General features: G+C 34.2%; 17 protein-coding genes. 9 read left to right on the top strand and 8 right to left on the bottom strand.

Annotated features, from left to right (window positions below; genetic code table 11):
- The first annotated feature begins 4 nt into the window (after positions 1-4).
- Complete coding sequence (locus tag EYD46_RS07805; RefSeq protein WP_130936516.1) at positions 5-478, top strand: regulatory protein RecX; 474 nt, start codon at positions 5-7, stop codon at positions 476-478.
- Positions 479-540: 62 nt separating this feature from the next.
- Here EYD46_RS07805 and EYD46_RS07800 read toward each other — a convergent pair whose 3' ends face one another.
- The 6 genes from EYD46_RS07800 to EYD46_RS07775 form a co-directional block, all read right to left on the bottom strand.
- Positions 541-1,032, bottom strand: coding sequence for a DUF6646 family protein (locus EYD46_RS07800; RefSeq protein WP_130936515.1), 492 nt, complete (start codon positions 1,030-1,032; stop codon positions 541-543).
- Positions 1,033-1,104: 72 nt separating this feature from the next.
- Entirely contained in the window at positions 1,105-1,965 is an 861-nt protein-coding gene (locus EYD46_RS07795) for a cupin-like domain-containing protein (RefSeq protein ID WP_130936514.1), read from the bottom strand.
- Between the two features lie 141 nt (positions 1,966-2,106).
- On the bottom strand, positions 2,107-3,201 hold the full coding sequence (bioB, locus tag EYD46_RS07790) for a biotin synthase BioB (protein WP_130936513.1): 1,095 nt from the start codon (positions 3,199-3,201) through the stop codon (positions 2,107-2,109).
- Positions 3,202-3,251: 50 nt separating this feature from the next.
- Positions 3,252-4,409: a beta-ketoacyl synthase N-terminal-like domain-containing protein gene (locus tag EYD46_RS07785; protein WP_130936512.1), complete on the bottom strand. Its 1,158-nt coding sequence runs from the start codon at positions 4,407-4,409 to the stop codon at positions 3,252-3,254.
- Between the two features lie 349 nt (positions 4,410-4,758).
- Positions 4,759-5,055, bottom strand: a complete 297-nt coding sequence (locus EYD46_RS07780; protein WP_130936511.1) for a thioredoxin family protein — start codon at positions 5,053-5,055, stop codon at positions 4,759-4,761.
- A gap of 143 nt (positions 5,056-5,198) precedes the next feature.
- Positions 5,199-6,431: a metallophosphoesterase gene (locus EYD46_RS07775; RefSeq protein WP_130936510.1), complete on the bottom strand. Its 1,233-nt coding sequence runs from the start codon at positions 6,429-6,431 to the stop codon at positions 5,199-5,201.
- A gap of 161 nt (positions 6,432-6,592) precedes the next feature.
- Between EYD46_RS07775 and EYD46_RS07770 the strand changes: the two genes are divergently transcribed.
- The 5 genes from EYD46_RS07770 to polA all read left to right on the top strand — a co-directional run bounded on the left by EYD46_RS07770 (position 6,593) and on the right by polA (position 19,367).
- On the top strand, positions 6,593-8,263 hold the full coding sequence (locus EYD46_RS07770; RefSeq protein ID WP_130936509.1) for an MFS transporter: 1,671 nt from the start codon (positions 6,593-6,595) through the stop codon (positions 8,261-8,263).
- A 49-nt stretch (positions 8,264-8,312) separates the two neighbouring features.
- Positions 8,313-12,332: a hybrid sensor histidine kinase/response regulator transcription factor gene (locus EYD46_RS07765; protein ID WP_165454359.1), complete on the top strand. Its 4,020-nt coding sequence runs from the start codon at positions 8,313-8,315 to the stop codon at positions 12,330-12,332.
- Positions 12,333-12,894: 562 nt separating this feature from the next.
- Positions 12,895-15,045, top strand: a complete 2,151-nt coding sequence (locus tag EYD46_RS07760) for a T9SS type A sorting domain-containing protein (RefSeq protein WP_165454358.1) — start codon at positions 12,895-12,897, stop codon at positions 15,043-15,045.
- A 44-nt stretch (positions 15,046-15,089) separates the two neighbouring features.
- Entirely contained in the window at positions 15,090-16,421 is a 1,332-nt protein-coding gene (locus EYD46_RS07755) for a hypothetical protein (protein WP_130936506.1), read from the top strand.
- Between the two features lie 93 nt (positions 16,422-16,514).
- Positions 16,515-19,367, top strand: coding sequence for a DNA polymerase I (polA, locus tag EYD46_RS07750; RefSeq protein ID WP_130936505.1), 2,853 nt, complete (start codon positions 16,515-16,517; stop codon positions 19,365-19,367).
- 6 nt (positions 19,368-19,373) lie between these two features.
- On the opposite strand, the gene EYD46_RS07745 is transcribed toward polA, so the two are convergent.
- Both EYD46_RS07745 and EYD46_RS07740 read right to left on the bottom strand, forming a co-directional pair.
- Positions 19,374-19,901 (bottom strand): lipocalin family protein, encoded by a 528-nt coding sequence (locus tag EYD46_RS07745; protein ID WP_130936504.1) that lies wholly within the window; start codon positions 19,899-19,901, stop codon positions 19,374-19,376.
- A 70-nt stretch (positions 19,902-19,971) separates the two neighbouring features.
- A complete protein-coding gene (locus tag EYD46_RS07740) occupies positions 19,972-21,921 on the bottom strand; it encodes a YgiQ family radical SAM protein (protein WP_130936503.1) in 1,950 nt (649 codons plus the stop codon).
- A gap of 233 nt (positions 21,922-22,154) precedes the next feature.
- On the opposite strand from EYD46_RS07740, the gene EYD46_RS07735 reads away from it, so the two are divergent.
- The 3 genes from EYD46_RS07735 (at position 22,155) to EYD46_RS07725 (ending at position 25,260) form a co-directional block, all read left to right on the top strand.
- Entirely contained in the window at positions 22,155-23,114 is a 960-nt protein-coding gene (locus EYD46_RS07735; protein ID WP_130936502.1) for an L-threonylcarbamoyladenylate synthase, read from the top strand.
- Positions 23,115-23,216: 102 nt separating this feature from the next.
- Positions 23,217-24,188: a hypothetical protein gene (locus EYD46_RS07730; RefSeq protein WP_130936501.1), complete on the top strand. Its 972-nt coding sequence runs from the start codon at positions 23,217-23,219 to the stop codon at positions 24,186-24,188.
- Between the two features lie 7 nt (positions 24,189-24,195).
- Positions 24,196-25,260, top strand: coding sequence for a DUF3179 domain-containing protein (locus tag EYD46_RS07725; protein WP_130936500.1), 1,065 nt, complete (start codon positions 24,196-24,198; stop codon positions 25,258-25,260).
- Positions 25,261-25,320: the final 60 nt, after the last annotated feature.

Raw genomic sequence — 25,320 nt, 5'->3', positions numbered from 1 at the left:
CGCAATGCAAACCAAAAAAACATATACAGTACAAGAAGCTACTAGAAAATTAGAGCGTTATTGTGTGTACCAAGAACGTTGTCATAAAGAAGTACGGCAAAAACTAAAATCTATGCACATGATACCCGAGGCTATCGATGTGATCATAGTTCATCTTTTGGAACATAACTTTCTTAATGAAGAACGTTTTGCCAAAACATTTGTAAGCGGTAAGTTTAAAATTAAGGCTTGGGGCCGACGTCGATTAACTCATGAATTAAAGCAAAAAGACATTGGCAAAGTTAATATAAATCAAGCACTTGCAGAAATAGAAGAATCGGATTACATCGAGGTTTTCAATGATTTAGCCGAAAAAAAAGCGAATTCTATAACGGAACCAAACAAACTTAAAAAAAAGCGAAAATTTATCGATTATCTGCTATATAGAGGCTGGGAAACGCACTTAGTGTACGAAAAAGCTAGGGAGCTTTTCGAGTAAATCCATAAAAAAGCGGATAATATGTTACATATCATCCGCTTTTTTATATTTTTCTGGAGTATTTATAGATTAAAACTAGCTCCAAAATTAACCGTAAATTGGTTATGAAGCATTTCAGCAGGGGTTAAGCCATCCGAATTAAATTTTGCCAATGGCGTATTCAATTCAGTGTAAATACCAAAGCCTTCCGTAAAGAAATAACGCATCCCTAAATGTCCACCAAAATTTTTCATGCCTAAACTTAAACCAGGATATATATCAAAATTATCACTAACGTTAACTACATTACCTAAGTTGGCATTAAAACGCGCCCTTATATCAAAACGGTCTGTGAAACTGGCATCAATTGACTCTTCAACACCTAAAAGATAGGTTGAGGTAAAACCAAAAGAGATGTTTTCTCCAAAGCCATAATCATAACTGATGTTAATACCTGTACCATTGTCTTGGGCATTTAAACCAACTTGAAATTTGTTGTCATTTTTACCAGTGTACGCTTGTGCGTTAATAAGTGAAACACTTAAAATTGCGAGTACTAAAATTAGTTTTTTCATCTTCAAAATTGTTTTTAAGATTTGAGTTTTAAAGCGTGCAAAGATATTATAAGTTTTATAACGGCAAAGGCTTTACAAATGTTTATGAGTACGAGTAATAGCTTGCTCATTTTTCCAATCTATCCATTTTTGCCCTTTTACACGTCGCATTACATTATCAAAATTGCGCATAATTAAAATATTATAAAGTGCCTTACTAAAGTTTTTTGGGTTTCTAGCAATAGCACGCAAACTCATAGAAAAACCAGGCGTTACATAACGCATATAATGCCAATAACCTTCTGGCATATACAATACTTCGCCATGATTTAATTCTGTTTTATAACCCTTAGCTTTTTTAAGCATAGGCCATTTTTCAAAATCTGGGTTTTTAAAATCTATATCTTCTCTAGTAATTAACGAATGCGGAATTTTATAAAGGTAGCTATTCTGCTTTTGGTCAAATAGAATACACTCTTTTTTACCTTCAAAATGAAAATGAAAAATATTAGCTAAATCAATATCATAGTGCATAAAAGTATGAGACTCACGACCACCAAAAAATAGCATAGGAATACCTTTCATTAAACGTAATCCAAAATCAGGAAAGGTAAAATCCTGTTGTAGTTTCGGAATTTCTTTTAGTGCATTCCAAAGAAAAATACGATATTTAGTAGGCTCTCGCTTTAATAAATCAACATACTCACTAAGTTTCATTTTGGCATGAGGCTCGTTAAAACCATCCTTATAATCTACCGGTCTGTCATCATACAATGGTACAGTTAAATTGCCGCCAATAGTTTTAAAATACTCTAAATTCCATTTGCTATATGCAGGCCAATCATCAATAAACTGCTCAATAACCACAGGTTTTTGAGGTTTAAAATAGTGCTTTAAAAACTCAGCTTTTGTAATCGTTTTTACGCGCGGAATGTCCTGTAGGTTTAACGTCAAAGAAAGTTTTGTTTAGTTATTCAAAGTTAAGAAAACGTTACAAAATGTAAAATAGTATTTTGGGCGCCTGCCTGCAAGCAGGCAAGTTACTCACAAGGGAGTGGGGTTGTCTGCCTTTAAAGCAACATAAATCAAATAAATTTATTTAACCGCCTTTGCCTTTACTTTTGCAGCCTCATTACGCGCTATGGTATGCTCAGGTCTTGTCCATTTTGGTTTTTCGCCCAACGCTTCAAACTCAGAGTCTTTGGCCTCAACAGTTTGCGGTTGTACTTTTTTAGTAAAAGGTTTTTGTGGGTTTAATCCAAGTAATTTAAACATTTCCATATCCTCGTTTACATCAGGATTAGGTGTAGTTAATAGTTTATCTCCAGCAAAAATAGAGTTAGCACCAGCAAAAAAACACATGGCTTGTCCTTCTCTACTCATTTGCGTTCTACCAGCACTTAAGCGTACTTGGGTTTCAGGTAAAACGATACGTGTGGTGGCGACCATACGTACCATATCCCAAATGGATACAGGTTTTTGGTCTTCAAGAGGTGTGCCATCAACAGCAACTAGAGCATTAATAGGAGTAGACTCTGGTTGTGGATTTAAGGTAGAAAGCGCCACAAGCATACCGGCTCTATCTTCAATACGTTCTCCCATACCTATAATACCTCCACTGCATACCGTAACATTAGTTTTACGTACGTTATCAATAGTTTCTAAACGATCTTCAAAACCACGTGTAGAAATCACTTCTTTATAATATTCCTCAGAAGAATCTAAATTATGATTATATGCATACAATCCAGCTTCTGCCAAACGTTGTGCTTGATTTTCGGTAAGCATGCCTAAAGTACAACACACTTCCATATCTAATTTATTAATGGTACGCACCATTTCTAAAACCTGATCAAACTCTTCGCCATCTTTTACATTACGCCATGCAGCACCCATACACACACGCGAACTTCCACTAGATTTTGCTCGTAAAGCTTGCGCTTTAACTTGCTGAACGCTCATTAAATCATTCCCTTCAATATCAGTGTGGTAACGTGCGGCTTGTGGGCAATAGCCACAATCTTCAGGACAACCACCAGTTTTTATGGATAAAAGTGTAGATACTTGTACTGTATTTGGGTCGTGATTTACACGATGTATTGTTGCGGCTTCGTAAAGCAACTCCATTAAAGGTTTGTTATATATATCTAGAATTTCGGCTTTCGTCCAGTTGTGTTTAGTCGCGCTCATGAATCTATCAGTTAGTTAATATCAAAAATAGTAATTAAAAGATAAAATGTTTAGTTTTTACTTAATAATATAGAAACTGCATTACCTCCAAAACCAACAGCATTTATTATTATATTTTTTATGGTTTTAGGAGTTTTTTGGGATTTTAAATAGGGGATATCAATGTATTTTTGTTTTTGTATCATTAGAGTTGCAAGTTCTAAACTTAAGGCACCCGAAGCGCCAAATGTATGGCCAATTTTCCATTTGTTGGAAGTTAAAGCTGGTATTTTATCCTTGAAGAGTTTTTGTATTGCTTTATATTCAGAAGCATCGCCTTTTACTGTGCCTGGGGCGTGCATTACTATAACATCAATAGCCTCGGGATTTAAACTACCTAAAGCCATCTTCATTGACTTTTGAAAGCATTTAGCATCACTTGAAATAGATATATTGTGTTTTAAAATTTCAGTAGCATAACCAAATCCCTTTATAGTAGCTAATGCGTTTTTTGTTTCTCCTGCTTCTAAACAGATCATGCTAGCACCTTCTCCCAAAACCATGGTATTTTTGGTTTTATCTAAATCTAGAGCGCGACACGGAAAGTTGCCCGTTTCTTTTGAATAGATTTTTAAGGCTTGCATTTGTGCTATGGTAAAAGATGTTAACGGTGCCTCGCTACCGCCAACTAAAAACTTATCACACATCCCAGAGTTAATCCATGCGATGCCATTTAATACAGAGTGTAGTGCTGTGGAACAGGTTATGGAATGGCTTATTTCTGGACCTTGGGTTTGTAAATCGTGTGCTACCCAAGAGGAAATATTTCCTAAGGTAGTGGTTGGAGAACTTAAGGTTTCTGCTTTATGATTTTCTAAAAATGATTGATGATAAGTTTCAAACAATCCTGTAGCGCCACGAGACGAGCCAATGTTTACACCAAAATTGTCTGCAGCGTTCCAATTGGCTAGTTTTACTGCTTGCCTTGATGCGTATATGGCATACAATACGGTTTCATCTAAAGATTTGTATTTACTATCTGAATGTCGTAATACTTCAATATTTTGTTTTGTTTCACTAGAAAGTTGTGATACAAATACAGGCTTGTCCAAAACTTCTTTTTCTGATATATAATGTTTACTGTTTTGGTAATTATTCCATATATCTTCTTGGGAGGAGCCAAGCGAGGATAGGGATGAAATGGCTGTAATGGAGATTGGTTTATTCATAGTTGTCATTATGCTGTCTCGATAATTATCGGGGTTATTTCAGCATTTCATCATATTTCATTATAAATCTGAAAAATAAATTCAATTTACATTAAGTGTGCAAATTTAATGTATTGATTTAAATTGCTATGTATTTGTTCATACTTTTACAGGTATGCTTTTCTTTGTGTTTTTAATACTGGCTATAGCAAGAAGGTGCTTTAGGGATAGAACTACATGATTGAGTAGTGAAATATTTATATTTACGATTTGATTAATTTAAAATAGAAATCAATGAGTAAAGCTCAACCTCTTTCGAGTAACTACGCCGAAAAATGTGGTAGACAATAAAAACTTTAAAATATAGAAGTTAAATATAATCCTGTACGATTTCAATCAAGGTATTGGCGTCTTGCTCTCCACTTTGTCGCCATTTCATCTCGCCATCTTTGTATATAATTAGCGTTGGCAACCCTTTTACACGAAGTGCCTCTGCCAATTCTTGATTTTTTTCAACATCAATTTTAATGACTTTAGCTTTATCGCCAAGGGCTGCGGCAACATCTCGAAGAACGGGATGCATTGCAGTAGATTGTTCGTTCCATTCTGCATAAAAATCAAACAGAACTGGAACTTCAACATCAATTAGTTCCCCAAATTTTGACATACTTTTAATGTTTTAATTCAAACATCATATACAAACCTAATGCAGATTTTAAACATCTAAAATCTACTTTTTTCGATAGGTTTAGTCTGACTTTATTGATAAAAATAACAAATTTTTAGAGTAAATATAACATTTCCATGCAATTACGCACTATCAGAGCCTTTTTTAAGTTCTATAACTGTAATCTCTGGCCAAATACCAACGCGCCCAGGAAAGCCTAGATACCCGAAACCTCTATTTACATTTATATACTGACCTAATTCTTGATATATACCAGCCCAGTACTTGTAACGCCACTTTACAGGACTCCATTTAAACCAACCTGGTATTTCTATACCAAACTGCATACCGTGGGTATGACCGCTTAATGTTAGATGGTAATGGTAGTCATCCTTAATAACTTGTTTCTCCCAATGTGATGGATCGTGACTCAATAATATCTTGAAATCTTCCTTGTCGATATTTTTTGTTGCTTTTTTTAAATCGCCTGCTTTTTTAAAGCCTCCTGCACCCCAATTTTCAACCCCAATTAGAGCTATTTTTTCTCCGTTCTTTTCAATATATCTGCTTTCATTTAATAATAGATTAAAACCAATTTCTTTTTGAATGTCTTTTAGGTGTTCTAAATTTTTAGACTTTGCTTCTGGAGTTTCCCATCTTAAATAATCACCATAATCGTGATTACCTAAAACAGAATATAATCCATCTTTAGCTTTTAGTTTGCTAAAAATATCAACATACGGGAGCATTTCTTTAGCTTCATTATTTACCATATCTCCAGTAAACAAAATGACATCACTCTTTTGTTCATTTATTAAATCTATAGCGTAAGACACCTTATCAATATTATCAAAACTACCAGAATGCACATCGCTAATTTGTGTAAGCTTATACCCATCAAAAGCATCGGGTAAATCTTTAAATGTTAATGTATAGTTTAACACTTTAAAGTTGTATTTTCCTTTGTAAACACCATAAAGAATAGCTCCAAAAGGGATAGCTGCAATACCTAGGGCTATTTTAGAAATAAAGGTTCTGCGAGAGGGCATATACTTTATACCAGTGTTTGATCCCTCAGTAAAATATCGAAATAAAGCTTGGGGTACTCTAAAAATATCCTCGGCAAACATAAGCCCTAATATTATCATTTTAGGTACCAAAAATGCGATGAGAAAGGCAAACGCATAAGCTTGAGGGTTCCCAAAATCGCCTCTATTTATACCATAATACTGGTAGACAAAATTTCCAATTACCAACAGTGCTATACCCCAATACAACACACTTAGCCATACATTTTTAGATATGGTACGAAACGCCTGAAATGCATATACATCTACAGCTATAAGAATAAGCAAGAAAATAATCCAGCGAAGCATAGGTTTTTTGCTGTAAAGATACTGATTAAAACACCTTAAAATCTTATGATAATGTTAATGGTTTTTTAATTTCAACGTCAATAACCTAAATTAATTTTGAGTTGTAGCTTAGTAGTCTTTTAGTATCTTAGGGATTTTGAAATTAAAACTCACTTTTAAGAATGGACAATAAAAACAACAAATCAGCTCTTGCCACTTTAGTAACCGTATTCTTCTTCTGGGGTTTTATTGCTGCCTCTAACGGCGTGTTTATCCCTTTTTGTAAAACGTATTTTAGTATTGATCAATTTCAATCGCAGTTGGTTGACTTTGCATTTTATGGCGCATATTATATAGGAGCATTATTGTTATTTGTTCTTTCCAGCGCTGTAAAACGAGATATTTTGAATAATTGGGGTTACAAAAACGGTATTGTGTATGGTTTACTGTTATCAGCGATTGGTGCTTTTATAATGTTTCCCGCGACTTCTGGTGCAGAACAGGGGCAAACAGCTGTATTCTATTTTGTGCTTATTGTCCTATTTATTGTTGGTTTAGGTTTTTCGTTACAACAAACCGCCGCAAACCCTTTTGCTATTGCTTTGGGCGACCCAAAAACAGGTTCCCATCGCTTAAATTTAGCCGGTGGTATTAATTCTTTTGGAACAACTATTGGTCCTGTGGTAGTAAGCTTGGTAATATTTGGGTCAGCCTCTTGGTCTACTAGCGAACTGGCAAGCATGATAAAAAGTAACGAGATTACCTTAATTACGGTACAATGGCTTTATGTAGGTGTGGGACTACTGTTTTTACTCGCCGCAGCTTTATTCTATTTTTCAAAAAAATTGCCTGCTTTAAAATCTGATACCGCTTTTGAACCAGCTAATAAAGCTAGGAATTTATTAATTATACTAACGCTCATCATCATAGCCTGCTTTGGTTATATTTTTAGCACATATTCTGGGAATTCTATTGCAACAGAAGATTTAGAACAAAAACGTTTAGTAGTGCTTTTTGTTGCTCTTTTTGCTGTAGTGGCCTCAATTTTTATTGCAAACTCTAGTTCTGCCAAAAAGCCTGAGGGCTGGGGTGCCATGAAATATCCGCAACTGGTTTTAGGGATGTTAGCCATATTTACTTATGTGGGTACAGAGGTAACCATAGGAAGTAATTTAGGCGAACTGTTAAAGAAAGCAGTGGGAGATTCTGGATTAAATGGTATAGGGCTGCCCATTTTAAATGATTCTGAATTAGGAAAATATATTTCACTCTATTGGGGTGGTTTAATGATTGGGCGTTGGGTAGGCGCTATCACAGTTTTTAATCCAAGTAAAGGTCTTAAAAAAGTGCTACGTATTATTATCCCTTACGTTGCGCTGGGCGTTATTGTGTTGGTAAACTCTATAAAATATACATTTACCACCAATGAAATTCTATTCTTCTCAATATGTATCGCTGTACAAATTCTTGGGTTTTTCTATGCTAAAGATAATCCTGTAACCACATTAAAAACTTTTAGTTTATTAGGAGGAATAGCCATGTTAATTGGTTTATTTTCGTCTGGAAATATAGCTTTATTTGCATTTTTATCTGGTGGACTATTTTGCTCTATAATGTGGCCTTGTATTTTTACGTTGAGTATTGCTGGTTTGGGAAAATATACATCCCAAGGATCGGCGTTTTTAGTAATGATGATTCTTGGTGGTGCTATTATACCGCCAGTACAAGGAAAATTAGCTGATGTTTTTAGTATTCAATCTTCCTACTGGATTGCAGTATTCTGCTTTGTTTATCTTATATTCTATTCGTTTAGAGCTAAAACCGTTTTAGACAAGCAAAATGTAACTTACTAAGATTATAAGTTAAAACTAACTTTTTGTGGTTGTAGATTAAGTAATGTCTATGTTAAAACACATTTTAATTACCTTATTTGTAGCAATTGTTTTTTCAAACCTATCTGGTCAAGAAATGAATTTTTACCATTATGGATTAGATGATGGTATATCACAAACAACGATTAGGTCTATTTTAAAAGATTCGAATGGATTTTTATGGATTGGCACACAAGAAGGCTTAAATAGATTTGATGGTACTACTTTCAAAATCTACAAAAGCGAAAAAAATAATGCTTCAAGTATTTCTGGTAATTATATAAATGCACTAATTGAAGATGATCATGGCAATATTTGGATTGGTACTAACAATAATGGTATATCTATTTACAATCCTAATATAAATAGTTTTAAAACCACTTCTATAAATAAGGGCAAATGTAACAGTTTATCTAAGACTGCTAGTGGTATGATTATAGCCACCATCTTGAATGAGGGCATAGTTATTTTCGATAAAAACGGCACAATACACAAATCAGAAAAAATTATTAGACCAAATAAAAAATCACAATATAGTGCCTCCTTCGCCAATGGTAATGATGTGTGTATAGGTACTTTAGATGGTCGCCTTTTTACTGCTGAAATAGCATTAAACCATAAACCAACTTTTAAAGAGATAGATTTAGGCAAAGCTTTAGGAAGCATAACTACTTTATTTGTAAAAAACCATACTATTTTTATAGGTACTACAAATGGTTTGTTTGTTTTCAATACCATTGAGAACAAACTTTCTAAAATAGTATTAGAAAAAGAAATACAGCTGAATGAAAATCTAAATATCTCATCAATAGACGCATATAACAGTACGTTTTACATAGGCACTTTTAATGGGCTTTTTATTGCTAAAGGGTTTAATGAAGAAATTGGTAAATTTAAAGATGTTGTAGTTTACAAAGCCAAACAAAAAAACACGAATTCTATTACTTCAGATCGTGTTCACGATACCTTTACAGATGGAAAAATGCTATGGGTTGGCACCCATAATCTAGATGTAACTACATCAACAGAACCTGTCTTTAAAACTATTAATACAACATCAAATATTACGCTTAACAATGCATTCATTTTATCTTTTGCTAAAAATAGAGATTTTACTTTTGTAGGAACACGTAAAGGAATTAATTGTATCGATTCCAATCAAAATACCACTTACATTACTAAAGAAAACACTAATAACGCATTAGCATTTAATGTAATTAGAGGTATGGCTATAGACCCTGAAAACTATCTATGGGTGGCCACATTAAAAGGACTTTCTATAATAGATCTTAATAACTTTAACCCTCGACAACCAAAAATAATAAGTTTATTTAATAACATTCAAGATAATACATCCTTGAGCAATGATGCTACAAGAGGCGTATATGTTGACCACAAAGGCAGTATATGGATTATGACATATGGTGGTGGCGTTAATAGATTTACTGGAAACATAAAAGCCAAAAGCTTCACTTTTGATCATTATAAAGTTGATGCTAATTCAAACTCCATTAGTTCAAACTTCACTTATAATATGTCTCAAGATAGCGATTTAAACTACTGGATTACTTCTGAAAATGGACTTAATAAGCTACAATTTGAAGACATCAATTACAGAAAACCAAAGTTTACAAATTACTTTAACATAGATAATGATAGCACAAGCCTTAGTAATAACACAACATTACACACGTGGCATGATGCAGATAAAACCTTATGGGTAGCTACCCAAGAAGGTTTTAACAAGTTTAACACAACAAGTCAAACTTTTAAACGCTACGAAAAAGCACAAGGTTTAACCAATACAGTGGTCTATAGTATTACAGAAGATGTAGATCGTAATTTATGGCTTACTACCAATGGTGGTCTTTTTAAGTTTAATAAATTAACTGAGGAGTTTACAAACTACAACCAACACGATGGTATACAAGGCACAGAGTTTAACCTTGGTGGACATTTATACGATAAAGAGACTAACAAAATTTACGTTGGAGGCGTAAAAGGATTTAATATTTTTAATCCGAAAAGAGTTTCAGAGCTAGACGTCCCTGGAAACCTTACATTCACGTCTCTTCGAATTAAAGATGAAGAAATAAATGCTTTAAGTTACCCAGAAATTACAAAGGAGAGTATTACAAAAACTAAAGAGATTGTATTAAATCATGATGATTTCCCATGTTATATCAATTTTTCAGATTTAGACCTTAGACCCAATAAAAACAATCAATTTATATATGCATTAAATGATAACCAATGGAATGAACTAAGAAACTCTAAAGAACTCCAAATATTAAGTTTACCTATAGGACTAAATCAATTAAAAATACAAGGAAAGTCGCGTAATAAGATTTGGAACAAACCACCTTTAGAGTTACTAATTAAAGTTATTCCGCCATGGTATCAAAATAATATTGCTTACGCTTTTTATATTCTAACATTTTTAGTTTTGGCTTATATATTCTACAGGTTAAGCTTGCAACGGCAAATTGCAAGACAAGAATCTAAACGTTTACAAGAATTAGATACTCTAAAATCTCGCTTTATTACAAATATTACTCATGAGTTTAGAACACCCCTAACCATAATAAATGGTTATGTAGATAATTTAAAAGAGGGGTTTTCAAGTAAAGAGGGTATTAAAACATCATTAGAAACCATAGAACAAAACAGTAATAATTTACTAGATTTAGTAAACCAAATGCTAAATTTAGCAAAGCTCGAAAAGAAACAACTCAATACCAATCTTATTCAGAATGATATCGTAACTTATACGAATCATATTGTAGATAGCTTTCTAAACATCGCATCAGATAAGCTCATAACGTTAAAGTTTAATTCAAAACCAGATAAAATAATTATAGATTATGATGCCGAAAAATGGCGTCAAATCCTCACTAATCTTATTTCTAATGCATTAAAATTTTCACCTCAGCAATCAGAGTTAACAATCAATCTAGAAAAACTAAATAATAAAACCCTACGATTGGAAGTGATAGATCAAGGTTATGGAATTTCAGAAGAAGCATTGCCTTTTATTTTTGATCGCTTTTACCAAGTAGAAAATGCTGATCAAAAAGTATCACAAGGCACAGGAATTGGTTTAGCGCTAACTAAAGAATTGGTAGAACTTTTTAAAGGTAAGATTGAAGTGCAATCAAAATTAGGACAAGGTTCTACATTTACAATAACATTACCTATTACAAACAATGAAGAACTAAAAGATCCATTTGTAAACAATAAAAAAACAACTATTGTTCCAGTAGTACCTCAAATTGATGATGTTGTTACAGAGGAAGATGCTAATAGCGTACTTATTGTAGAAGACAATACCGATATGGCACGTTATATCACTTCTTGTCTAAAACCAGATTATAAAGTTACAGTTGCGAAAGATGGTAAACAAGGATTAGAACTTGCTACAAAACAAATTCCAGATATTGTGATTACAGATGTTATGATGCCTATTATGGATGGTTTTGAACTTACACAAAAACTGCAATCTAATAACAATACAAATCATATTCCTATAATAGTGTTAACCTCAAAAGCTATGCAAGAGGATAAATTAGAAGGAATTACCAGTGGTGCAGATGCTTATTTAACTAAACCTTTTCAAAAAGAAGAATTGCGTTTGCGTATGCAAATGCTCATTGCAAAACGAAAGAAATTACAAGAACGTTATACCGTTACTAAAATTGTTGAATCTTCATGTGAGAACAACCAACCCACAGATAAAAACCTCATCTTCTTAAATACTACTTTGGATGCTATTCATCTACATATAGAAGACCCAAATTTTGGAGCTAAAGAATTAGCAAAATACATGGCCATGAGCGACTCACAGCTCTACCGAAAATTAAAAGCAATCACAAATACTAGTACAGCAATTTTTATTAGGAAAGTACGTTTGGAAAAGGCCAAAAAACTGCTCAAGTCTACTGAACTTTCTGTTTCAGAAATCGCATACTCTACAGGGTTTAATAATCCTAACTGGTTTAGTAAAGCTTTTAAGGAGGAGTTTAACGATAGTCCATCTAATTTTCGTAACTAATTGATTATCAATAATTAAATTATTCTATTTGAAAGAATATAATCTTTCAATTTCTTCTATTGGACAAAATACTACCCGCTTTTGAAAAAATAGTCCACGTCAATTTTTCGATTCAAAGATAGATTTGCGTAGCTATTAATGGCAAACCTGAGTTCGATTATTAAATATTTGATAATACGCTAACCAAATATATGAACTGCACGATTTTGAGAGCTTTGGTTGGTCTTTTAAAATCTAAAAGGGAGGAGTAAACCTCTGAGGATAATCATTTTATTTAAACAAAAAATAATCGAGGTGTTTGCTTTTATCAAATTAATCGAACTCAGTTTAAAAATTCTATTCGTTATGAAAACTTCAACGCTACCAATTTCTTTAGTGGTATTAAACTCTAGTGTATTATGTGTTACACTGTATAATAATACTTGTGTTAATAGAAAAACTACAGATATTAAGAGATTATAATAAAACAATTTATACTTAAATCAAATATCCACCAGTATGCATTTTATGAATATAAGTATGAAGAACTCTATCATTTATTAAAATGCAAATAACTAATATCATGAAACAATTCTACCTCATTTTATGTTTAGCTTCTTTACAAATAACCTTTGGTCAACCTGCAAACGACAATTGTGCCAATGCAGAACTCATTACTATAGACACTTCGCTTACATCCTTTACCTTTGAAATTGTTGATGCTTCCGTCAATAACGAATTAGGATGTACTACCACTGATGATTATGTTGACGTATGGTACGAATTTACTATGCCAGTAAATGGTAATCTTTATATAAATGGTGTTAGTAGTTGGAACAATTTTGCGCTATACGATGCCTGCAACGGCAATATAATTCAATGCGGAACTAACAGCCAATTTATTAGTGGGTTAACTAGCGGAACCAATTACAAATTAAGAGTATTTAGAACCGTCGCTCTAGCTGGCAACGGATTTACAAGTTTCGGCATACAAGCATTCGAAGAGGTCACCAATGATACTTGCGCTACAGCAGCGCCTATTACAGTTGCAACCGAAGCGATATCTTACGATTTTAATATTGGTGGGGCCGAAGTGCTTAACGAAATTGGATGCGATAGTACAGAAGATTATGTAGATATCTGGTACGAATTTACCATGCCAGTAACTGGTAACCTCCATATAAATGGCACTACCAGTTGGAACAATTTTGCGCTATTCGATGCCTGCAATGGCAATAGGATTAAATGCGGAACTAACAGTCAATTCATTAGTGGGTTAACCAGCGGAACCAATTACAAATTAAGAGTGTTTAGATCCGTCACTCTAGCTGATAACGGATTTACAAGTTTCGGCATACAGGCATTCGAAGAGGTCACTAATGATACGTGCGCTACGGCAGAACCTATTACAGTTGAAATAATCGAAGAGTTGACATACGATTTCAATATTGGTGGAGCCCAGATGCTTAACGAAGTTGGGTGCGATAGTACAGAAGATTATGTAGATATCTGGTACGAATTTACCATGCCAGTTAATGGCAACCTCTATATAAATGGTTTTACCAGTTGGAACAATTTTGCGCTTTACGATGCCTGCAACGGCAATAGGATTCAATGTGGAACTAACAGTCAATTTATTAGTGGGTTAACCAACGGAACCAATTACAAATTAAGAGTATTTAGAACTGTCGCTCTGGCGGACAACGCATTTACAAGTTTCGGTGTAAAAGCATTCGAAGAGGTTACTAACGACACCTGTGCTGCTCCAGAAACTATTACGGTTACAACCGAAGCGTTGACATATAGTTTTAACATTGGTGGAGCCGAGGTGCTTAACGAAGTTGGATGCGATAGTACAGAAGATTATGTAGATATCTGGCACGAATTTACCATGCCAGTTAATGGTAATCTCTACATAAATAGTGCTACCAGTTGGAACAATTTTGCGCTTTACGATGCCTGCAACGGTAATTTAATTCAATGCGGAACTAATAATCAATTTATTAGCGGATTAACTAGCGGAACTAATTACAAATTAAGAGTGTTTAGAACTGTCGCTCTGGCGGACAACTCATTTACAAGTTTCGACATACAGGCATTCGAAGACGCTACTAATGACACCTGTGCTGCTGCAGAAACCTTTACTTTAACTGAAGGCACTATTACTACTATTAATTTTGAAATTGGTGGCGCAACTGTTAATAATGAAACAGGGTGTACAACTGGAATAAATGAAGACTATGTAGATGTCTGGTACAGTTTTGAAATGCCTCTTAATGGCGCTATTGAAATTGATGGCAATACTACTTGGAATAATTTTGCCATTTTCGATGACTGTATGGGCAATACTAGCTTAGCGTGTTTTGAAGAATCTGGAACTGTCACCAATTTATCAGCAAATGGTACCTATTGGATTAGAGTATTTAGAACTATTGATTTGGCAGACAACACGGCAAATACAAGTTTCAATATTTCAATTACAAATAGTTTAAGCACCACTACTTTTACGAAAGCAGATGTTAGGGTATTTCCTAATCCTACGAATAATATTATAAATATACACTCTAATAAATCGTTCGACACATTGGAATTATACACTATACAAGGCAAAAAAATAATATCTGTTAAAAGCCAAAACAAGCTATCAATTGATTCTTTAGAATCAGGAATTTATATATTAAAAATTAAATCCCAACAGAATAAGCAAGTCGTTAAAAGGATTGTTATTAATTAAAAAAACAACGCTCTCTATTTTTAGTGAAAAACACCCCTTAATTCATGAAAATCAAATTGTTATTATCACTTTTTTTTATCTCATCTTCTCAATTCATAATAGCGCAAGTTGGTATAAATACCACTAATCCAAATTCAGCTTTACATATTTCTTCAAGTAATCAAGCTACTCCAGCTATTACTGATGGTATTTTAATTCCTAAAATTGATGAGTTTCCAGCTACTAATCCAGGTGTAAATCAAAATGGCATGCTTGTTTTTGTAACTGGTAGTGGTACACCAATAGAAGGGTTTTACTATTGGAACAATGCAACAACATCATGGATTCCGTTTGTTAAACAAATAGACGACCTATCTGATGGAAAATCTGATATTGATGGATCAAATAATGGTTCATCCATATTTTTAGGTATTGGTGCTGGTAATGCTGATGATGCTTCTCATAATAGAAATATCGGTATAGGACTAAATACCTTAAATAATGTTATTGGAAATACAGCTAATCAAGGTGAGCAGAATATTGCTATAGGTTTTCAGTCTTTACAATTAAATATTTCTGGTAGTTACAATGTTGCTATTGGGTCATCTACTTTAGATGCAAACACTTCTGGGAGAAATAATACAGCTATAGGACATAATGCCCTAACTAATAACGTTGATGGTTTAAGGAATACCGCTATTGGTTTTGCCACATTAGTTGCAAACACTTCTGGGAGAAATAATACAGCCATTGGAGGGAATGCACTTAACAGCAATACTTCTGGTTCATCAAATGTAGCTATAGGTGCGTTTTCTTTGGGAGAAAATATATTTGGACAAAACAATTCTTCAACTGGAAACCAATCGCTTAGATTTAACATTTATGGAGATAACAATACTGCTGTGGGAGATTATGCTGGAAGGTCGTTAGATGATGACAATGCATCGGATTTAAATAATGATAGAAATGTGTTTATTGGAGCTAGTTCAGGAAATTCTGACATAAATTCATCAAATAATGTATACATAGGATTTGAATCTGGTGGAGGCAATTATGACCCCGAAACCAATACTGGAACTGCTGAAAATAAATCGGGGAATGTGTTTATTGGTTATCAATCTGGAATGCAAGAATCTGGAAGTAATAAATTATATATTGATAACTCTAGTACTACTGCCCCATTAATTTATGGCGATTTTCAAACCAATAACATTGAAATCAATGGCGATTTAAAGGTAGCAGACCAAAATGTATTTAAATCTGGTAGGTTTACAGCTGCTCAAGCAAGCGCATTAACGGCTGTTGATGGAGACTTTATTTATGTAACTTCTACTAATGCTACATTTACAACAATTGGTTTTTGGGGATTTGAAGCTGGCGCTTGGGTAAAACTTTAGTGAAATTTCATGTAAGCATAGAAACATTCAACTATAATACTTCTATTAGGCAATAACTTTTTGTAGCTTTGGTTTTCTATCAAAACACACAAAATGTCAGACCAAAAACGCCTTTTTTTAGTAGATGCTTATGCTTTAATTTTTCGTGGCTATTATGCTTTTATAAAAAACCCTCGCATTAATTCTAAAGGCGAAGACACGTCTGCAATTATGGGGTTTATGAATTCGTTATTGGATGTGATAAAACGTGAACGTCCAGACCACTTAGCCGTTTGTTTTGATAAAGGCGGTAGTGTAGATCGTGTTGAAATGTACGAAGCGTATAAGGCCAACCGAGATGAAACTCCCGAAGGTATCCGGACTGCAATTCCTCATATTTGCAATATTTTGGAAGCGATGCACATTCCCATTATGGTAAAAGAAGGTTATGAAGCTGATGACGTTATTGGAACACTTTCTCGACAAGCTGAAAAAGAAGGTTTTAAAACTTTTATGGTAACGCCAGATAAGGATTTTGCACAATTAGTTACTGAAAATATTTTTATGTATCGCCCTGTTTTCGGAGGTGGTTACGAAACTTGGGGCATCCCTGAAGTACAAAAAAAGTTTGAGGTTGAAGACCCTATGCAAGTGATTGACTTTTTAGGTATGATGGGAGATTCCAGTGATAATATTCCTGGGCTTCCAGGTGTAGGTGAAAAAACTGCGAAAAAGTTTTTAGCACAGTTTGGTAGTATGGAAGGTTTATTAGCAAACACCGATCAGTTAAAAGGTAAAATGAAAGAGAAGGTAGAAGCCAATGGCGAGTTAGGATTACTCTCAAAAAAACTGGCAACTATAATGCTAGATGTACCTGTGGAGTTTAATGCAAAGGATTTTGAGCTCGATCATCCTGATGTTGAAAAAGTGAAAGCTATTTTTCAAGAGTTAGAATTCAGGAGACTCACTGAAAATTTTGTAAAAACCTTTGCACAAGATATTGACACTACAACAGCATCCAACCAATCATCTAATACGCAGAATACAGTAAGCACACCAACACCTAAAGAAACAAAATCTGCTGGTGCTGGTCAGTTTTCTTTATTTGGAGCAGATCTATCAAACGATACTGAAATTATACCTGAACACACACGAAAAACCGCAGAAACGACATCTCATTTCTACCAAAGTGTGGCCTCTGGAATGGCGACTAAATTGTTTATTAAAAACTTAATGAATCAAACTTCTGTATGTTTTGATACAGAAACTACAGGATTGAATCCCTTAACTGCTGAATTAGTAGGTATTGCTTTTTCTTGGGAAGTCAGCAAAGGCTTTTATGTACCATTTCCTGAAGATAAAAACGAAGCCCAAGAATTAATAGAGCAACTGCGTCCGTTTTTTGAAAGTGAGAACATTGAGAAAATTGGTCAGAATTTAAAATATGATATTAAAGTTTTAGCGAAATACAGCGTTGATGTTAAAGGAAAACTCTTTGACACTATGTTAGCGCATTACCTTATCAATCCAGATATGCGTCATAATATGGATGTGCTGGCCGAAACCTATTTGAATTACACACCTATTTCTATTGAAACATTAATTGGTAAAAAAGGGAAGAATCAATTATCGATGCGCGAGGTTGCACTGGAAAAACAAACTGAATATGCAGTTGAGGACGCTGATATCACATTACAATTAAAAGAACATTTTCAAAATGAGTTGGGAGAGGCCAATACCCAAAAACTATTTGATGATATTGAAGTACCTCTGCTTCGAGTTTTAGCGGATATGGAACTAGAAGGTATTAACTTAGATAAAGGCTTTTTAAACACCTTATCACTAGCACTTGATAAAGACATTAAGTCATTAGAAGTTAAAATTTATGAAGCCGCAGGAGAAGAATTTAATATTGCTTCTCCAAAACAATTAGGTATTATCCTTTTTGAAAAAATGAAGTTGGTGGATAAACCTAAAAAGACAAAATCCGGACAGTATTCCACAGCTGAGGATGTACTAAGCTATTTGGCAAAAGACCATGAAATTATTCAAAATATATTAGACTTTAGAGGGTTATCAAAATTGAAAAGCACGTATGTAGATGCCTTACCAAATCAGGTTGAAGATGCTACAGGACGTGTACATACTGATTATATGCAAACTGTTGCCGCAACAGGGCGATTGAGTAGCAACAATCCTAACCTTCAAAATATTCCGATTCGTACCGAACGTGGACGACAAGTGCGTAAAGCCTTTATTCCGCGAAGCGAAGATTACACACTTTTAGCAGCAGATTACTCTCAGATAGAATTAAGGATTATTGCGGCTTTAAGTAAAGAAGAAACGATGATTTCTGCATTTCAAAATGGAGAGGATATTCATGCTTCAACTGCATCAAAAGTATTTAATGTAGCAATTGAAGATGTTACCCGTGAGCAACGTAGTAATGCAAAAACCGTAAATTTTGGTATTATTTATGGCGTTTCTGCTTTTGGATTAAGTAACCAAACCAATTTGTCTAGAGCAGAATCTAAAGAATTGATTGACACCTATTATGCTACTTATCCTAAACTGAGAAACTACATTAGCGAACAGGTAGATTTTGCCAGAGATAATGGTTACGTGCAAACTGTTCTAGGTCGTCGTCGTTATTTAAAAGATATTAATTCCAGAAACGCCGTTGTACGAGGTGCGGCAGAGCGTAATGCCGTAAATGCGCCTATACAAGGTAGTGCTGCTGATATTATTAAAATTGCTATGATTAATATTCATAATAAACTATCAGAAGGTAATTTTAAAACCAAAATGCTTTTACAAGTGCATGATGAATTGGTGTTTGATGTGTACAAACCAGAATTAGAGACTATCAAAACTCTTGTAAAAACCGAAATGGAAAATGCTTATAAACTAGAAGTACCTCTGGATGTGGATTTAGATATTGGCGATAATTGGTTGGAGGCGCATTAAATTAATTTACCCATTACCCAGCTTTTCAAAAACAAAATCTCCTTGTCCATCTATAGGTAAAATTGCTCCAAGTGGAACATCTTCTAAAATCATTATGCTAGATTGTAATCTAATGGAAAAAGAGCTGGATTCATCATCTTCTCCCGAAATAGTAAGTTGATTCTCCTGTAAATCCCAAGTACCATTAAATGTGTCAATATTTGCACAATTAACTATATACTCCACTTCCTCTTCAGTAGGATTAAAGTCGTTCACATCATATTGTTCTAATATAACTGATTTATCAGGCCTAAATTCAAAAACCATCATTTCGCAACCCTCATTCAATATTAACTCAACAAAGGCACGTATTTCCTGGGAAACTTCAGTAGGAAGAGGGTTACCCTCTAAATTAATATCGGTAATATCTCTTAACAACCAAACACCCTCAATAGCTATTTCTTGATCTTGTATTTCTCCCTCATCTGAGGATTTGGAACAGGATAGTGTAAGTAGTAAAACGAGTAATGCCGAAAAAAATTTGGTAGTTTTCATATGAATTAATTAATGTGTTTTATTACACATCGACATATGAAGAGATTGTCATCACTAAAAATTAAAAAACTTATCTGCGTTTATTTTTAGAACGAAACTTTGCCTTCTTCTTCCGCTTATTAAAAGGCACCGCATCATCAAACGTATGCTTAGGCTTACCGGGTTTATTTTTTCGCCATTTTTGCTCCTTTTTAGGAAGTAAAACGTCCAATAAATCTTGCCGCCCTAGTTTATTAAGTGTATTCTTAATCCATGTCTTATTTTCATCTTTATACCAGAAGAAAAAACGATGCTGCTCATCTTTTTCTTTCTGGGTTTTAGGTGTTTTTACCTTTTTAAGCGTGTAAGGATGATAACCACTGTAGTAAATCACAGTAGCTACCGTCATGGGAGTTGGTGTAAAGCCCTGTACTTGCTCTAACTGAAAGCCCATATCTTTGGTTTCGGCAGCTAAATTTGCCATGTCTTCAGCCTCACAAGCAGGATGATTGGAAATAAAGTAAGGAATCAATTGTAACTTTAGTCCTTTCTTGATATTAATTCTATCAAAACGTTCCTTAAACTTATGAAAATAACTAAAAGAAGGTTTCCTCATAAGTTTCAAAACTGGATCACTGGTATGCTCAGGAGCCACTTTAAGTCGTCCAGAAACGTGCTTGGTCATTACCTCTTCAGTATAATCATCCAATTCTTTAGCGTCAGCATTTTTATTGAATTCTGGCACTAACATATCATGACGAATACCACTACCAATAAACGATTTTTTTACTTTAGGATGACTGTCAACCGCTTTATATAAATCAGTTAAAGGTTTATGAGACGTGTCTAGATTGCTACAAATTACAGGCGAAATACACGATGGCGCCACACACTTATCACAAATCTCCTGCACTTTCCCTTTCATTTTATACATGTTTGCACTTGGGCCGCCAATATCAGATAAATACCCCTTAAAATCTGGCATATTTGCCACAGTATCAACCTCCCGCAATACAGATTCCTGACTTCTAGAAGCTATAAACTTCCCTTGATGCGCAGAAATGGTACAAAAACTACAGCCTCCAAAACATCCGCGATGAATGTTTATAGAAAACTTAATCATTTCATAGGCAGGAATAGGGCCTCGTTTATTGTATTTAGGGTGTGGTAATCTGGTATAAGGCAATTCAAAAGACGCATCAATCTCATCCTCTGTCATCGTAGGATAGGGTGGATTAATCATCAACGTTTTACCCCCAATCTTCTGAAAAATTCTTCGAGCCGCCAGTTTGTTACTTTCCTGCTCTATTATTTTAAAATTAGAAGCATAGGCCTTTTTGTTTTTTAAACACACCTCGTGCGATTCAATTTCAACATCTTCCCAATTACTATTTTTAGGGATTTTTGCATCCGCATTCAATAAAACTGCAGATTGTTTTACGGTAGTAATACTATTAAAAGGCACTCCTTTTTGTAAAAGCCTTACCACTTCACGTAACGGCTGTTCTCCCATTCCATATACCAACATATCCGCTTTAGAACTCTCTAAAATAGTAGGCATTAGTGTATTACTCCAATAATCGTAATGGGTAACACGACGTAATGATGCTTCAATACCACCAATTAAAACTGGTACATCTGGCCACTTTTCTTTTAAAATATTAGTATAAACCGTAGTAGCATAATCAGGACGGAACCCAATATCGCCATTGGGCGTATAAGCATCCTTTTTTCGGCGTTTTTTATTAGCATTGTAGTTACTAATCATAGGGTCCATACACCCACCTGTAACCCCAAAAAACAACTTTGGCGCACCCAATTTCACAAAATCTTGAAGATTATCATTAACATTTGGTTGCGGTACAATAGCCACCCGTAAACCAAAACTTTCCAACAAGCGCCCAATAACTGCAGGTCCAAATGTTGGATGATCTACATAAGCATCACCGCTAAACAGAATAACATCAAGTGCTTCCCATCCGCGAATTTTCACCTCTTTATTTGTGGTAGGTAACCAACTAGAAAGTTTTAACTCCTGCATAGCGTTGCAAAAATACACAAAAATTAACGCTTGTATACAGTGTGTGTTTTATTTGGGCGTTACCCCGCTTAAAGCGGGGTCAGGCTATCCGCTGCAAGTCCTCGCTTTTACGCTTGGGCGCAAAACCTGTGGGCTTTCCACTACTATCCTTAACACAGGGCATACTTGCAAGCATAATGTTTCCCACAAAAGTTCTGCATTATTTTATTTAGTTTTGCAACCTATTTTGTATAATGAGTATTATTTCTAAAGACATATCAAAGGCCATTACGCTTTTAAACAATAACGAGTTGGTAGCCATACCCACCGAAACCGTATATGGTTTGGCAGGTAATATTTATAGTGAAACCGCAATTAAAGCCATTTTCAATACAAAACAACGCCCTTTATTTAATCCGCTTATCGTTCATATTCCTAATGCAGAATACCTTGAAAATGTGGTAAGCTACATCCCCGAAAAAGCCAGATTATTGGCAGAACAATTTTGGCCAGGACCTTTAACCATGGTACTCCCAAAAAAAGATGTAATTCCTGATATCATTACTGCAGGGAAAAATACCGTTGCTGTACGTATACCTAATCATCCTGTAACTTTAGAACTTTTAAAAACACTAGATTTCCCATTAGCAGCACCCAGTGCCAATCCGTTTAATAGAATAAGTCCAACTACTGCGCAACATGTTGAAGATTATTTTAAAGATAAAATTAAAATGGTTTTAGATGGAGGTACATGTAAAAAAGGTATAGAATCTACTATAGTTGGTTTTGAAAATGACGAACCTATTCTGTATCGTTTAGGATCTATTGCTCTGGAAGATATTGAGGCGATAGTAGGTAAAGTTCCTGTAAAAAATAAAAAAGAAAACAAACCTAATGCACCTGGAATGTTGCATAAACACTACGCTCCTAAAACCAAAACAGTACTATCAAACAATATTATAAAGCATGTAGAAAAATATATTGGTAAACGCATAGGCGTATTATCCTTCAGATCAAAGATTGAAAATGATGGTATTACTTCTCAAATTATATTATCTCAAACAGGAGATTTATCAGAGGCAGCCTCAAACTTGTATAACAGTTTACATAAATTAGACAATCAAAAATTAGACATTATCATAGTAGAAACCCTACCAGATATTGGTTTAGGCAAATCTGTAAACGACAGATTACAAAGAGCAGCAAGCCAATAATAAAATCCTTGTCTAAATTTCCCTTTTTTCACATCTTACTTCAATAGTAAGTAAGCATACGCTAAATATAACGACATTATTATAATATAGCTATTGAAACGTATGCAACTAAAAAAAATAGTTTTAGGTGTAATTCTGGTTTATGTCTATAATTTAAATGCACAAACCTGTTGCTCTGGAGGTATTCCTTTGTCCAATAATATTGGTATGTCTGTTGAAGACAAAGGCACGTTTCAAGTCAGTTTAAATTACGATTATAATAATTTAAATACACTAAACAATGGCTCTGAAACTTTAAATGATAATTCAAGATTAAGAATTACGCATTCTATACTCATTAATGCTGCTTATACCTTTACAAAACATCTGTCTGTAGAAGGTTTATTTACATGGGTTAACCAACGTAGAAATATAACACAGTTTGGTAATGAAAACTTAAATGTAACTTCAGGAATAGGAGATGGATTGCTACTACTTAAATACAATTTTAAAAAGTTATTAGGTAAAAATAGTAGTACAGAAATAGGTTTAGGTGCTAAAATACCTTTTGGTTCATCAACAGAAACTAACGATCAGGGTATTGTTTTAAATGCCGATTTACAACCAGGAAGTAACGCTTGGGATATTGTTTACTACATCTCTGGAAGTAAACAAACAGCATTTAGACCATCTATGATCATATCCAGTAGAATAATCTACAGAAATACTGGCATAAACAGCACATACTTAGAAAATTCCAGTTATAAATTCGGAAATGAAATTCAAGCGTTTCTAGGTGTTTCGGATCAATTTCAATTATTTAAAACTCTAGCAACTCCAAGTATTACTTTTAAATATCGTGATGCTGATTTAGACCAAATTGATGGTTTTGATTTAGACAATACTGGTGGCAATTGGTTATTTGTTATTCCCGATTTTTCAATAGCACTAAAACCAAACATGCAGTTTTCAACCAGAATAGAACTACCCCTATATAGTAACGTAGATGGTACTCAACTTACGCCAACCTATCGTATTACAACTGGTATTCTATTAAAATTTCAACCTAAACAAAAATTGTTCAATATAAAATAAAGTAGCTATGAAAAACCATATATTAATAAGTATAATAGCAGTATTGTTATTTGCTTGCAGCAGCACAAATGATAGTATTCAAGATGAAAGACCTTTAAATGGATTCACGGAATGGGCAATTCCTATAAATGAAATTAGAGATGGTGGCCCCGGAAAAGATGGTATACCTTCAATTGATAATCCACAATTTGTAACTGCTCAAGAAGCAACATTTTTAAGCGATGATGATTTAGTAGTTGGTATATTTCAAAACGGTGTAGCCAGAGCTTATCCGCATATAGTTTTAGACTGGCATGAAGTGGTAAATGACGAAATTAGCGGATCTTTTTTTACACTAAACTATTGCCCTTTAACTGGTACTGCTTTTGCTTGGGAAAGTAGAACAAACAACACAAGAAGTACATTTGGTGTATCTGGTTTACTATATAACGCAAACCTAATTATGTATGACAGAAATACAGATAGTAACTGGTCTCAATTACGATTAGAATGTGTTAACGGCTCTTTATTAGGAGATGAACCAAAACTATATAATACCATCGAAACAGATTGGGCTACATGGCGCAATCTATACCCAAACACTCAGGTTTTAAGTACTCAAACAGGGTTTTCTAGAAATTATGGTGTGTCGCCTTACGGAGATTATGCCACGAATAATAACAGATTTATTTTTAGACCAGAAATTTTTAATACTGCATTACCAAATAAAGATCGTGTATACGCTATTATAGATAACGAGCTATCTAAAGTTTATCAATTTTCCAATTTTGAAGGTGGTAACGTAATTAAAGATAAATTTAATGGTAGTGATTATGTTATATACGGAAATAACAACTTAATTTATGGTTTTAAACTAGATGGAGCCCATGCTAATCTAAATTTTGAATACGATCCAAATAACGCATCTGCTTCTTTGCTCAAAGATAACGAAGGCAATACATGGTCTGTTTTTGGAGAAGCATTAAGCGGTCCTAGAGCAGGAGAAAATTTAACGCCAGTAAAATCTGTAATGAGTTATTGGTTTGCAATTGCTGCATTTTATCCTGACCCAGAAATATATACGACACCCTAAAATTTTTGGCAAGAAATAAATAAAACAATTCGTTTGCTTGTGAAAATGTGATGACATTTT

This window comes from Hyunsoonleella pacifica (genome assembly GCF_004310335.1).
In the GTDB taxonomy this organism is placed as follows: domain Bacteria; phylum Bacteroidota; class Bacteroidia; order Flavobacteriales; family Flavobacteriaceae; genus Jejuia; species Jejuia pacifica.
This window is presented reverse-complemented; position numbering and strand designations above follow the sequence as displayed.